Annotated in this window: 13 protein-coding genes; 3 read left to right on the top strand and 10 right to left on the bottom strand. The window is 62.6% G+C overall.

Going from position 1 to position 13,025, the window contains the following annotated elements; genetic code table 11:
• Positions 1 to 121: 121 nt before the first annotated feature.
• The 3 genes from BP846_RS01550 to BP846_RS01540 all read right to left on the bottom strand — a co-directional run bounded on the left by BP846_RS01550 (position 122) and on the right by BP846_RS01540 (position 4,024).
• Positions 122 to 1,264 (bottom strand): glycosyltransferase family 4 protein, encoded by a 1,143-nt coding sequence (locus BP846_RS01550; RefSeq protein WP_292392281.1) that lies wholly within the window; start codon positions 1,262 to 1,264, stop codon positions 122 to 124.
• Complete coding sequence (locus BP846_RS01545; protein WP_292392280.1) at positions 1,261 to 2,733, bottom strand: hypothetical protein; 1,473 nt, start codon at positions 2,731 to 2,733, stop codon at positions 1,261 to 1,263. The genes BP846_RS01550 and BP846_RS01545 overlap by 4 nt, the downstream gene beginning before the upstream one ends.
• Before the next feature lie 94 nt (positions 2,734 to 2,827).
• On the bottom strand, positions 2,828 to 4,024 hold the full coding sequence (locus tag BP846_RS01540) for a radical SAM protein (RefSeq protein ID WP_292392279.1): 1,197 nt from the start codon (positions 4,022 to 4,024) through the stop codon (positions 2,828 to 2,830).
• 574 nt (positions 4,025 to 4,598) lie between these two features.
• Here BP846_RS01540 and BP846_RS01535 point away from each other — a divergent pair.
• On the top strand, positions 4,599 to 5,702 hold the full coding sequence (locus BP846_RS01535) for an inositol-3-phosphate synthase (RefSeq protein WP_292392278.1): 1,104 nt from the start codon (positions 4,599 to 4,601) through the stop codon (positions 5,700 to 5,702).
• 11 nt (positions 5,703 to 5,713) lie between these two features.
• Here BP846_RS01535 and BP846_RS01530 read toward each other — a convergent pair whose 3' ends face one another.
• The 7 genes from BP846_RS01530 to BP846_RS01500 form a co-directional block, all read right to left on the bottom strand.
• The gene (locus BP846_RS01530; RefSeq protein ID WP_292392277.1) at positions 5,714 to 6,361 is read right to left on the bottom strand and encodes a DUF2284 domain-containing protein; all 648 of its coding nucleotides are present in this window, start codon (positions 6,359 to 6,361) and stop codon (positions 5,714 to 5,716) included.
• A gap of 92 nt (positions 6,362 to 6,453) precedes the next feature.
• Positions 6,454 to 7,581, bottom strand: a complete 1,128-nt coding sequence (locus BP846_RS01525; protein WP_292392276.1) for a helix-turn-helix domain-containing protein — start codon at positions 7,579 to 7,581, stop codon at positions 6,454 to 6,456.
• A complete protein-coding gene (locus BP846_RS01520) occupies positions 7,565 to 8,551 on the bottom strand; it encodes a homoserine dehydrogenase (RefSeq protein WP_292392275.1) in 987 nt (328 codons plus the stop codon). Before BP846_RS01520 ends, BP846_RS01525 begins: the two co-directional genes overlap by 17 nt.
• Positions 8,551 to 9,039: an amino acid-binding protein gene (locus BP846_RS01515; RefSeq protein ID WP_292392274.1), complete on the bottom strand. Its 489-nt coding sequence runs from the start codon at positions 9,037 to 9,039 to the stop codon at positions 8,551 to 8,553. Before BP846_RS01515 ends, BP846_RS01520 begins: the two co-directional genes overlap by 1 nt.
• A 111-nt stretch (positions 9,040 to 9,150) precedes the next feature.
• The gene (locus BP846_RS01510) at positions 9,151 to 9,867 is read right to left on the bottom strand and encodes a DUF169 domain-containing protein (RefSeq protein WP_292392347.1); all 717 of its coding nucleotides are present in this window, start codon (positions 9,865 to 9,867) and stop codon (positions 9,151 to 9,153) included.
• Positions 9,868 to 9,931: 64 nt separating this feature from the next.
• Positions 9,932 to 10,744: an NAD(+)/NADH kinase gene (locus BP846_RS01505; RefSeq protein ID WP_292392273.1), complete on the bottom strand. Its 813-nt coding sequence runs from the start codon at positions 10,742 to 10,744 to the stop codon at positions 9,932 to 9,934.
• Between the two features lie 7 nt (positions 10,745 to 10,751).
• Entirely contained in the window at positions 10,752 to 11,528 is a 777-nt protein-coding gene (locus tag BP846_RS01500; RefSeq protein ID WP_292392272.1) for a bifunctional fructose-bisphosphatase/inositol-phosphate phosphatase, read from the bottom strand.
• Between the two features lie 92 nt (positions 11,529 to 11,620).
• On the opposite strand from BP846_RS01500, the gene BP846_RS01495 reads away from it, so the two are divergent.
• Together BP846_RS01495 and speB are read left to right on the top strand one after the other, a co-directional pair.
• On the top strand, positions 11,621 to 11,998 hold the full coding sequence (locus BP846_RS01495; RefSeq protein ID WP_292392271.1) for a translation initiation factor IF-5A: 378 nt from the start codon (positions 11,621 to 11,623) through the stop codon (positions 11,996 to 11,998).
• A 1-nt stretch (position 11,999) separates the two neighbouring features.
• A complete protein-coding gene (speB, locus tag BP846_RS01490) occupies positions 12,000 to 12,875 on the top strand; it encodes an agmatinase (protein ID WP_349680745.1) in 876 nt (291 codons plus the stop codon).
• The last annotated feature ends 150 nt before the right edge of the window (positions 12,876 to 13,025 follow it).

The following is a 13,025-nucleotide window of genomic DNA, read 5'->3' as shown; positions in this document are numbered from 1 at the left end:
TGGCACTCACCTGGCTATAAAGTATCCCAGGCGGGGGGATTCGTGAACGGACCAGGGGGTGCAATTCTCCCCACGGCTCAAGCCGGGGGCTTGCTTGCACCCCGAAAACCCCAGTTTTCTGTCAGCCGGTCATCTGCTCGTAGAGCCGCTCGTATGCGAGCACAACGTTGTTCCAGGTGTAGTTCGACCGGACAAGTTCCTTCCCCCGCTCTGAGAGCCGCCGGCAGCGTGCAGCATCGTCGAGGAGCCCGGTGATGGCATGGGCCAGCGCGTGCTCATCCCGGACGGGTACCAGAACCGCATGGTCGCCGAAGTTGTCCCTGAGGCAGGGCAGGTCGGTCGTGATGACCGGCAGGCCGAAGAACATGGCCTCGAGTATCACCGTGGGCATCCCTTCCGAGAGTGAAGGGAGGACATACGCGTCCGAGGATCGGTATGCTGAGACGAGGTCATGGAGCCCCACCTTCCCCGGGAACCGGACATATCCCTCGATACGGTAACCGCGGGCGAGCTCCCGGGCCTTATCCCGGTAATCACCGTCGCCGACGAAGAGGAAGACCAGGTCATCCCGGCCCTGCCCGTGTACGATCAGGTTGATCGCCCGCAGAAGCACGTCGACGCCTTTCCTCGTCGATATCTGCCCGACAAAGAGCACCCTCTTCTTCCCCTCGAGCCGGTGCGCCTCCACAAACCCGGTCGTATCCTCATTGATGTGGGGCAGGAAGTCCTCCGGGCAGATCGCGTTCGGTATGACGGAGATCCTCTCCTTCCTGATGCCGAACGCTGAGACGTAGTCCGCATCCGAAGGAGAGAGCGTAACAACCCGGTCCATCCGGTGGACGAGCCCGTGCTCGACTGTTCTCCGGTAAAGCGTCACGAACAGGTCCTTGAAGGGACTCCCAAACATATGCTGTCCGTGATGGGTCAGAACGGTCGGTGTGCCGCACCTCCGCCGGGCAACGCCCGCGCTCAACGCAGCACAACTGTAGGCGTTATGGGCATGCAGGACATCGGCTCCTGCGACGCCCCCGCCGAGCCTGAAGAAGGAGGGCACAAACGGGTCGTTGAAGGGCCGCGCCAGGCAGGCGCAGCGCTCCACCACGACCCCGTCGTCGGTCTCGACCGGGCTGCCTTTCGGTATGTTCGCGGTCAGGACGGTGACATCGTGGCCCCGACCGGCAAGCGCCCTGCTCAGGTTATGGACGTACCGCTCGATGCCCCCGGTGTGCGGTGGGTAGTAGGGTGTAACCTGGACTATCCTCATAGGAACCCAGTAATGATCCTCATCAGGAGATTTTTCAGCCCGCAGCCCCCATCTCGACCGGGATCCGGGATCTCTTCTCCGGCCAGGATCTGCAGCCTGCGGGTATCGACACCTTCGCCTCTCGTGATGACGACCGGGTCCGGGTGGTCGGTCCGTATAACACCTGTGAACGTGATGTCCCGGCAGCCTTCACTGTAGATTGTGCGGATCGCCCCGCCGTTCCGGCCGATGATATCGAACCGGCTGTCGAGGACCGGGTGCGCCGCTGTGCCGAAGAACGCACCGTTCCCATCGACGCCGGCCGGGTCGATCATCTTCAGACCCTCCGTCACGACCCTCTCTGCCTCGATCGCATAGACCGCATAAGCCCCTGCGTTCAGGCTGGAGCAGTCCTCAAGAGAGACATCGTGTGTATCGACCAGCCGGAACCCCACCCTCGACCCGTCATCGGTGCAGTTGTAGAGGCGGGCTCCCGGGCCCACGGAGAAACCCGCATTCCCGTTGCCTCCGGATACGCAGTTGTAGAGCGTGGTTCCTCCCTGCACCCAGTAGCCTGAACCGAAGTGAAGCCCATGCGACTCCTCTGACGGGTTGTAGAAGGTATCCGGCTTCTGGCCGTTATCCCTGCTTATGCAGTCCCTGAAGATCAGGTTTGTGATCTCAGGAGCATCCTCAACATGGAACCCGGACTCGAACGAACCCTCGGCCAGGCAGCCGGTGAGGACCGCATCGGCAAGGTCATTGTTCTCCGCTATAGCAAAGCCGGTTGTCCACTCCCCGTATGGGGTGAACCTCGCATACCTTCCTGAGTTGACGGCCTGACAATCGATGTAGCGAATATCCCGGATAAGCCTTGGGGACCCCCCGCCGTCGTTCATGAACCCCATCCGCCCGCAGTCGATGGCCTTGCAGCCGACAAACTCGATATCCTCAGAGACGCCATCCTGCACCCAGACGAAGAACGCTCCTCCGCCGAGGGAGGCGTCGACGCGTGCGGTGATGTTATGAACCCAGACGTGGTTGCAGTTGAAGAGAAATATCGCCCCTGTTCCACTCGTCTCAAAATTTCTGAGCGTTATGTTCTCTCCCCGGTATGCGGTGAGCCGGCCGGCTGTCCAGCGGAGACGGGTCAGGGTATCGCCCTTCCCCTCGATGAGGGTGTTGCCGGGCACCACAAGGTTTCCGCTGAGATTGAACGTCCCTTCTGCGAGAACGACGGCTGCCCCTCCTGATCGGGACGCGTCTATGGCCTGCTGGATCTCCACCTGATCGGCAATGCCGTCGCAGGTGTAATCCGCGAGCATCTTTGACGCCTCCGGGCTATCGTGGGCTGCGACCAGTATGGCGTTCTTCTCGGGAGCGTGGCCGGCGTATGTACCGCCTGCCTGGATAAACGCGAGGACGGCCGTCGTGCTCACGCATACCACGAGTAACACGAGGAACCCCGTACACGCCATCTTCCGAATCATACGAACTTGTTCCATCTCCCAGAAGGCGATTCTGCAATACTGCCCCGGACAATAACAACGGTACGACCCGGGGCGCCTGCGCCACCTCCGCCCGCTATATGCCGTTCCTGGCAAACCCGCTCAACAGGCGTGCAGCCCGTGCCTCCTTGACGTCATCGGGAACCTGATCCGGAAGGCGGGAGGCCGCAACCGTCGGCCTCGGAGAGAACCTGAATATATGGGCTTCATCGAGCCGGAGCGGCGGACTGAGGAGATCCAGCGTTGCGGTGAAATCATCCTCCGTCTCTGTCGGGAACCCCACCATAAACTGGGTGTTCAGCCGGATCCGGGGATAGTTCCGGTAGATATCCAGCATGAGCGCCCTCCACTGCTCAGCAGTATAGTGCCGGCCCATGAGTTTCAGGATCCGGTTGCTCCCCGACTGGACGGGTGACATCACCATCTCAATCTTCCCCGAAGCGAAGATGGGTTCCATGTCATCGTAGATCCCCTGGAGATGGTGCGGTTCGATCTGGTTGAGAAGGATTGAACAGTTGCCGGTCGGGCCGATACCGATCAGCTCTTCGAGAAGGTCAGGGAGGCGGCAGCCTGTGTCGACACCGTAACTCCCGAGATCCGTGGCGACCAGCGAGAAACGTTTGTATCCCCGTTCCAGCCCGCTTCGGAACTCTGAGACGATACCCTCGATCGGGCGGCTATGAACCGCGTTCCCGAACACCGGGCGCTCGCTACAGTAGGTGCAGTGCCCGGTACACCCGGTTGCAATAGGAATATAGTAGATCGCTGAGTGTCCCTGCCTGCGGGAGCCGAAGAGGTCTATCCCGCGCTTATAGAGGAGGAGCGCGGTGGTGAGCAGGTCGATGCTATTGCAGCCGTGGATGCTGGGCGCGGCCATGGTTGTCAGTTCATTCTCGGCCGCCGAATGGTCGATGCCTTCCAGAGAGATGCCATTCGCGCCCGGGAGAGAGGTAAAGAGATCCGTATCCATCGGACCGATGATCGGGCCATCATAGATCCCTGTGAGCGCCTGCGGGTTCTGTTTTGGGAGGCACCCCCAGACGATAAGTTCAGCATCCCGCTGCATCCTCCCCTTGAGATCCCCGATGATGCTCAGAGAATGGCCCTCTTTCTCGCTGGTGAGGCCGCATGCGTAGAAGAGAACGATATCAGCATCCCCTATCGCCGGTGCCACATGAACATCCTGAGCGTGAGCGCTCAGGTACCTCTCGATGAATTTTGTCCTGAGCTGCCCCTCGACGCAGCCGTTTGTGCAGAGGAATACTTCTGTCATGGATTACAACGAAGGCCCCCTATAGCATCTCCTCTAGATATACCTTTTGCAGGGAGCAGGATCAACCTCATCGCCTCCGGGTAAAATCAGAGGAACCAGATATCCTGCCGGGATGGGGGGTATCTTCTGGTTCGTCCTCAGGAGGAGCTGACCGTCACAACGCTGCTTCCGGGACAACCACCCCGCGTCGGTTGGACGGGACCTGCCGGGGGAGTCCCCCGGCAATTTGATGCACATGCGAGCCTTCTTCGCCCGGTCGGCTGACCCGGCTACCTTTCGCATGATCTTGATCGCCCCGTTCGCGCCCCATCGATCAGGGTCCCCGGGCCTCCCATTAACCAGCTGCCCCTGCTGCCCTTCTCAAGTATGCAGAGAGCGCCCGGCACCCCGTCCCGCGTCACAGAGCATGGACCCTCCCGCGCTTCCCGAACCATACCCTTATATTTCCCGCTCCGTATTATAGTCGAAAACGCAACTGCCTCCACAGTTGCGTCTTCTCAAATGGTGCTGAACACATCCGTCCAGTGAGAGGAGTGCATTCAGCAGCATACCGAATCTCCGGGGGGGGCTGAACGTGGACACGATCAGGATTGCAATTGTGGGCGTCGGGAACTGTGCCTGTTCGCTGCTTCAGGGTATCGAATACTACCGGGGGAGGAGCGAGGAGGATGCAACCGGTCTGATGCACTGGGACCTCTGCGGCTATCTGCCGTCCGGGATAGAGGTGGTTGCAGCGTTCGATATCGATGCGAGGAAGGTCGGAAAGGATGTCTCCGAAGCGATATTCTCCCCGCCGAACTGCACCACCATCTTCTGTCCCGGTATGCCGAGGACCGGGGTGACCGTCCGGATGGGGCGGGTGCTCGACGGCTTTCCCGAGCACATGCAGGACTACAAGGAGGAGGCCAGGTTCGTGCTCGCCGACGAGGAGGAGGCATCAGGCGAGGATATCATCCGGGCGCTCGAGGACTCGGGAGCCGAGATGCTGCTCAATTACCTCCCCGTGGGGTCGGAGGAGGCCGCACGATTCTATGCCGGGTGTGCGCTCGCGGCGGGCATCGGCTTCATCAACAACATGCCGGTCTTCATCGCAAGCGACCCGGCGTGGGCGGAGAGGTTTCGCGAACAAGGCCTCCCGGTCATCGGCGACGACGTCAAGGCCCAGCTCGGCGCGACGATCACCCACCGGGTCCTCGCCGACCTCTTCCGGCAGCGGGGTGTGAAACTTGACCGGACCTACCAGTTGAACACCGGTGGCAACACGGATTTTTTGAATATGCTCAATCGCGACCGCCTCGCCTCAAAGAGGAGATCAAAGACCGAAGCGGTGCAGTCGATCCTCGAAAAACCCCTCGACGATGATGATATTCATATCGGCCCAAGCGACTACGTCTGCTGGCAGAAGGACAACAAGGTCTGCTTTCTCCGCATGGAAGGAAGGCTCTTTGGGGACGTCCCCATGCACATCGACCTCCGCCTCTCCGTCGAGGACTCCCCCAACTCCGCAGGGATCGTCATCGACGCCATCCGGTGCTGCAGGGTCGCCCTCGACCGAGGCATCGGGGGCGTGCTGACGTCCCCGTCCGCCTACTTCATGAAGCACCCCCCGGTGCAGGTCAGGGACGACGACGCCTGCCGCATGACCGAGGAGTTCATCCGGGGTCTCCGGAACGACTGAAGGCCGACGCATCACTCGATGAGGACGAGCCCTATCGAGGTTATGTTGCCGTGGACGATCTTTCCGTACTCGAGGTCCCTGCAGGGTATGACGTGCAGGTCCCACCCGGCCTTCCGGGCGGTGGAAAAGACGTCCATCCCGGCGCCCTCCATCGTCGGGCGGACGAGGTCCATGTGCCGACAAAGCCTGCGGATGCTCTCGTCGACGACTCCTTCGTGCTCTTCGGCGACGCAGTGCTGGTGTTCACAGTATATGCAGGGATATCCCCCGAACCCGAACGCCTTGGGGAAATCGTCGTAAAAAGCTGTCTTTTCAAGGAAATGCACCGTCGAGTTCACCCAGAGGATGAGGTCGCGGAAGAACGGGTGGAAGTCGAGCGGTATCTCTTCGGGTTTCAGGTCGGGATGCCCCGGCACGCCCTCAAACCGCAGGAGGATGCCGGTGCTGTACTCGGCGAGCAGCCGCCGGGTCTCGGCGGGAGCAGGGGCATACGGCGGGCAGGACATATGTTTCCCGTAGCCTTTGCACCCGAACCGGCACTTGAACCGCACCCACTCCGCAACGACAACGTCGTGGGCCGCTATCCGCCGCGCTTCCGCGCCGCGCTCCCGGGCGAGGGAGGAGAGTCTCCCGATCTCATGCTCAAGCTCGCTTCTCACTGCGCTTCGCCTCAGTGAGGGGTATCTGCTGCATCCGGGTATTTATGGGTAGTGGGGGCTGGGGTTCCGCGGGGGTGGTAAACCCCGGCTCCTCACGCCGACGATTCCCAATCAGCACAGACATCCAGTTGCGGGTCGAGGAGCACGTCGTGCGGGAGCCCCACGAGCGCGACGGCCGCGAGCGCCCCGATGACGCCCCGGCCACCGTGGAGACGGGCCCCAAACCGTTCGGCGGTCGCCTCGGCCGTATCCCGGGTGAGCACCGCCTCTCGCGCGCTCCTCCCGTAGGCCCGGAGGTCTCGCGGTATCCGGAACCCCTGCCGGACGGCTATCCCCCACTCCCGGGACGCCGCCTCGTCGGCGACGAACCGCACGGCGGACTCCTCGACCCGCGCAACCTGGCCGGGCTCCACAGCGAGTTCGATGTAACTGCAGGAGTTCCCGGCGGTCCGATTCTCGAGCCGGGGGTTGAGCATCGCCACACGGTGGCCGATCGGCATGACGCCGTCCAGTTCTGCGAGGTGCTGGAGGAGGGCAAGGGCGAGGGCGAACGTCGCACCCTCGGTCTCGGTATCGGTGTCGTCGATCCCGATGGCGACGTAGACGAGCGCCCGGGTGGTCACCTCGCCCTCGACCACCGGTCCTTCGCGGTGGACGGTGACGCCGCAGACGCCCGCAGCGAGGGACATCATATCGGTGAGCGAGTAGGCCGGGCCTCCTATGCACTTGATCTGCTGGTGGATGTAGTCGCCTTCATGAAAGACGCCGACAATCCCGACCGCCGGCGCGGGGTCGAGCCCGACGACGACGTCCCGCCGCCCGAGGATCGCCCGTTCCCGGAGCAGGGTCCCGTCCCGGTGGACCGACTGCAGGGCGCCGCCGGCGCGGGCATGGTGGAACTCGCAGAAGGCGGCGCACCCCCCGCTCATGCACTCATGGTAGATCTCGACCTCGCTGCCGTCGACGGTGGTGAAGATCCGGCGGCAGGCGCTCTCCGGGACCACACTGCTCGCCGCGTAGTGGGCGGCGTGCCGTCCCCGCTGCTCCTCCGTGAGAAGGACGCATCCCTCCTCGATGAGGCGGTTCACCCAGTCCTGGACGGTGCTCCGGGGGGTATCGAAGGCCCCCGCAATATCGGCCACCGTAAAGTAGCCTCTCTCAAGCGTCACCTGACGCATCAGCCGTAGATACTGTTTTCTCCGTTCAAGAACCCTGGACATGCCGGTCACGGATGTAGAGGAGGTCGCCGATCACGGCGCTGGCGGTCTCAGTGGAACCCGCGCCCTTCCCGATGAACGTGAGGTCCCCGGCGAGGTCCGCCTCCACGGTGACGGCGTTGAGCGTTCCTTCGACGACGAGCGGATGGACTTTCGGGACGATCCGCGGCGATACCCGGAGCACCCCGGCCCCGGGGATGATCTCGCCGATGAGCCGGATGGTGCAGTCGAGGTCTTCAGCGAGCTGCAGGGCGTCGGGCGTGAGGAGAGTGATCCCCGTCCTCTCCACGTCGTCAAGCGTAGTATGCATATCGAGAATAGTGTTTGCGAGGATGACCAGTTTAACGCCTGCGTCGATCCCTTCGACGTCGTAGGTCGGGTCCGCCTCGGCATACCCGAGTTCCCGGGCCTCGGCAAGGGCCTGCTCGTAGGTGAGGCCTTCTGCGGCCATCCTGGTGAGGATATAGTTGCAGGTGCCGTTGAAGACACCGTAGAGCCGGGATATGGTGTTCCCGGCAAGCCCTTCCTGCATGGCATGGATAAGCGGGATAGCGCCGCAGACCGTCGCCTCGTACTTCAGGAGGACGCCGTTTGCCTCCGCAAGATCCCGGAGTTCGGGATACGCGAGGGCGATCGGGCCTTTGTTCGATGTGACGACGTGCTTATGCCGCTGGAGGGCCGCCCGGATGTGGCCCAGTGCCGGCTCGGCGGTCTCCACGTTCGTCGGGGTCACCTCGACGAGGACGTCGTACTCAGCCTTCGCCACCACGTCCGCGGGGCTGACGCCCGGGTTACCGCAGGGGCCGCCGTCCCCCTTCCGGGCAAGCGCCGCTAGAAGGTCGATCCCGCCGGCATCGATGGTGCCGCTCCGCGAGTCGGCAAGGCCGGTGACGATGATATCGAGGTCTTTTGCAAGTATAGCCCGCGCGATGCCCTGGCCGACGGAGCCGAACCCCAGGAGTGCGATCCGCATTATGCATCCTCCAGGGGCTCGATGATGAGGAGATTCTTCTGTTCCGCGACGGCGCGCAAGATCCTGATCGCCCTCTTCATCTCCGCCCGGGTGGTCGAACGGATGGTGATACGGGCCGAAGAGGGAGCGTCGATCGCCGGCATAACGAGGGAGAGTTCCGTCACCTCGGCTGAACCGGTCCTGTCGATCTGGTCGACCGTGTCGGAGAGGTCCGTATGCATCAGGTGCCCGATCATGATCAGCGTGCACTCGTAGAGGAGCCGCTCCTCGCCGATGCGCACGACGCTGACGCCCTGCGCCCGGAGCAGTTCGAGGAGGTTCGGAAGGCGCCCCTCGGGGAGCTCCAGAACGATCTGGACGTCCAGCGTCTCTGTGGCTGTTGAGGTCTCCCTCTGGTGAATAACCGCAATAATGTTTCCCCCGACGGCCGAGATCGGTTTGAGGGCCGCAACCAGCTGTCCGGGCTGGTCCTTCATCTCGAGCTTCATGGATACCTGCAAAAAAACCCACCTGCTGAATAGTTGACCTGCCGGGAAGATAAGCCTTTTACCCTTGAACGGGAGGCGCGCCCAAAAAGATAGGCGGTGAGAGGGGCCCCGTCACCGCACCGACCCGGGCGCCCCGGTGACGATCGAAAGGGCCCGGGCAAACTCCGGGAGGATCTCGGCAGGGATGCCCATGACGAGCTCGTCATCCTCGATGCCGGAGAACCGGCGCGAGCCGTCGCACCCGAGAGAGTAGTTGATCCTGCCGGTGAGATAGGGCTGCGCGGTCGCGTCCGCGCAGACCGACTGGATCCCCGACATCGTGGACTCTATCCGCCCGCCGAGTTGATAGAGCGTGGCCTGCGCGAGTTTCAGCATCGCACGGGGCTGGGCGACGATGATGACGACGTGCGGGTCAAACGGCGTCTTCTCGAGCGGCGCGTAGACCGTCGCGTAGGTCTCGAGTTCCGTGACGTGCGGCACACGCTCGATGGTTCGCATGCAGGCGGCCCAGCTCTCGAACTTGCCGAGTTTGTAGTAGAACTCCCCCGTGCGGAGGCTTTTCGTGAGTTCTTTCAGCCCGAGGGCCCAGCCGCCCCCCATGCAGACGTGTTTGTCGGCGGTCGCGTAGAAGATCTCGCCGTCCAGCCGGGCTCTGCTGACCATCTGGCAGTGGCGGACTGTCTCCCCGACCGGCCCGACCCCTTCGGGGATGCCGTCGGGACTCTTTGCGAGTTTCACCGCGACCGGTGACCCCCGGAGGTCGAGGGCATTCTTGAGCGTCTCTGCAATCTCCGCGTAGGAGACCTCCGTGCGCATCTGGTCTTCCATGATCGTGCTCACTCCTCTGTGGAGATAGTCCCCGCGGTCACTCATAAAATCTTGGTTTGAGGTATCAGAGGTTGCGCAGTTTATGGTTCACCTTCTCGAAGAAGGGTTTCCCGGTATGGACGAAGAGGGCAGACTCGTCGGACTTTCTGACCGTGACCGTAGCCTCCCGTTCGAGTTCGAATGTGCTCTGCCCGTCGATGACGAGGTGCGCCGGCTTCTCGGTCTCGAGGGTGATCTCGAGGTTTCTCCCGGTGCTGATGATGTGGGGACGGGACGAGAGCATGTAGGGCGCGAGCGGTACGAGGAGGAACCCCTCGATCTGCGGGTCGACGATCGGCCCTCCAGCGCTCATGGCGTACGCGGTCGACCCGGTCGGGGTCGATATGAGCAGGCCGTCGGCCCTGAACCGCTCGGCAGGCGTCCCGTCGACGTAGACGCCGAACCGGAGCATCTTTGCCGGCCGGTCGGTGACGATGACCGCCTCGTTGAGGGCGTCGCCGAGCCATCTCCCGTCGACGGAGAGGCTGACCCGTAACCGGCGCTCGACCTGAAACCCGCTTTCATGGGCGGCAAAGAACGCGCGGGCTTCGTCGGGCTCCAGGTCAGCGAGGAAACCCACTTCCCCCCAGTTGATACCGAGGACCGGGGTCTGCTTCTTCATCTGGTGGACGGTGAGGAGGACCGACCCGTCGCCGCCGACGACCACGACCAGGTCGCCGTCGATCGCTTCAAAGGATATGCCATCCCCCCCGAGGTGCCTTGCCGTGCCCTCTTCGAGGACGACGTCATGCCCCAGGCCTTTGAGGTCCCGGGCAAGGTCTGCTGTGTAGCGGAGCGCATCCGCATCGTCGATACGTGATACAAGCACGATCTTCATACGCGGCTTACCTCAGATACTCGATGACCTTGTTGTGCACGACGCTGTTCGTGGCAACGAGGCTCCGCCCGACGGAGACTTCGTCCGGGAAGATGAGCGTGTTCCCCTCAAGGTCGGAGACCGTTCCGCCGGCTTCCTCGCAGACCAGCATCCCCGCCGCCGCATCCGTGACGCGGAGCGTCCCCCGCACGTCGACAAAGCCGTCGATGCGGCCGCACCCGACGTAGCAGAGCTCGAGCGCGGAGGCGCCGAGGAGGCGCCACCGCCGGATCTTCCGGTTGAGTTCCTGCACGCGGGTTGGGTCGAACTTCCGCCCGTAAACGCTCATGGCGCTCTCTTCGAGGAGGGATGTCCCCGAGACATGGATGGGGTGCCCGTCGAGGTAGGCGCCGTGTCCCCGGACGGCGTGGAACGTCTCGCCCGTGGCGAGGTTCTGGACGTATCCTGCCTGCACAATCCCTTCCTCTGCATACGCTATGGAGAGAGCGTAGAAGGGTATCCCGACCACAGCATTGTAGGTGCCGTCGACCGGGTCGAGGAAGATGGTGCCTTTCTCTCCGCCCATATCGGCGCACCCGAGTTCTTCGCTGATCAGGCGCCGGCAGAACGGGTGGCGCGCGAAGTAGTCCACGATGATATCTTCGGCAACCTGATCTATCTTCTTGGTGGGCGTGCCGTCCGCGCCCATCTTCACGCACTCCCCCGCTTCCGGCATTCCGACCATGCCGGCCACTGCATCCCTGACAACCCCTGCCAGGTCGTCGCATGCCCGGATGAACTCCATCAAAGACTCCTCGTGCCTCCTCTCTTTCTACGGTGTATTTATGTAATGCAATCCAGATACATTAAGCACGCGTTTGTTGAGTGTGGGACAATATGAAGGAACAGACAGAAGTTGGAAAGCTAAAAGAGGGACGCTACGTCGTCGTTGATGAAGAGCCTTGCAGGATTGTCTCCATCGCTATATCCAAGCCCGGGAAGCACGGGGCAGCCAAGTCCCGGATCGACTGCATCGGTATCTTTGACGGTGTCAAGCGCTCGATCGTCCAGCCGGTATCGGCGAAGACCTATGTCCCTATTGTGGAGCGAAAGACGGCGCAGGTCATATCGATCGCCGGCGCAACCATCCAGCTCATGGATGTCAAGGACTTTGATATGTTCGAGCTCACCGTAACCGAGGAGCAGGCCAGCGACCTGGAACCCGGCAAGGAGATCGCTTACATATCATCCCTGGGCAAGAAGAAGCTTGAGTGACGTGTTCTGGCTCTCGAAGACGGGCATGCACGAGCTTGCCCATCCCCATTTTGCGGATGCGGATGCGTCCTATGAGGACGCCCGCTACGCCGTCTTCGGTGTGCCCTACGACGGCACGACGTCGTTTAAACCGGGGACGCGGTTTGGACCCCGGGCGATCCGGGAGTTGTCGTTCAACTTCGAGTCCTACGAGCCTTCGACCGGGATCGATCTCGCTGATGTTCCGGTCACGGACCTCGGCGATCTCGAGGTTGTAAAGGTTCCCGAGGCCCTGGTCGACCAAGTGGCCGACGTTACAGGGGATATAGTCCGCGACGGGAAGGTGCCGGTGATGCTCGGCGGCGAGCATACCGCCACAATCGGCGCGGTCAGGGCCGTAGAGCCGGAGGTCTACGTCGTCTGCGACGCGCACCTGGACCTGCGGAACGAACTCGACGGGACGCCCTACAGCCACGGTTGCGTCACCCGGCGCGTCCTCGATACGGTCGAGGATGTCGTCATCATCGGCGCCCGGAGCGGTGATTCCGAGCAGTTCGCGGTTGCGGCGGAGAAGACGCGGCTGTATTCTGCTGATACGGTGCGCGATTTGGGGATCGCCGCCGTCCTCCGGGAGGTGCTCGGGGAGTTCGGCGAGAGGAGGATCTACCTCTCGATCGACGCCGACGCGATCGACTGCTGCCTCACCCCGGGCCTCGGGACGCCCGAGCCGTTCGGGCTGACGCCGCTCGATATCCGGGAGGTCGTGCGGACCCTCGCGCCGCACGCCGCCGGGTTCGATTACGTCGAGGTCGCTCCGTTCGATTCCGGGCAGACGGCGGCGGTGGCGGCACAGATGGTGCGGGAGTTCATTGCGCGGCACTGGGTCGCCGGGCGGTGAAGGGTCGGGGTCTTTTTTTCGGTGTTACGGGTTTCCCGCCGCCATCGTCTCGTCGAAGGCCTGCAGCTGCATTACAACACTGGGGTTCAAGGGGTGCAAGAAAGTTCCCGGGCTTTAGCCCGTAGAGAGTGTCAAATCGGCTAAACGTGA

The sequence above is a fragment of the Methanoculleus sp. UBA303 genome (assembly GCA_002501655.1).
Lineage (GTDB): Archaea > Halobacteriota > Methanomicrobia > Methanomicrobiales > Methanoculleaceae > Methanoculleus.
Note: the sequence above shows the minus strand (reverse complement) of the source record. Positions and strands in the feature narration are given on the sequence as shown.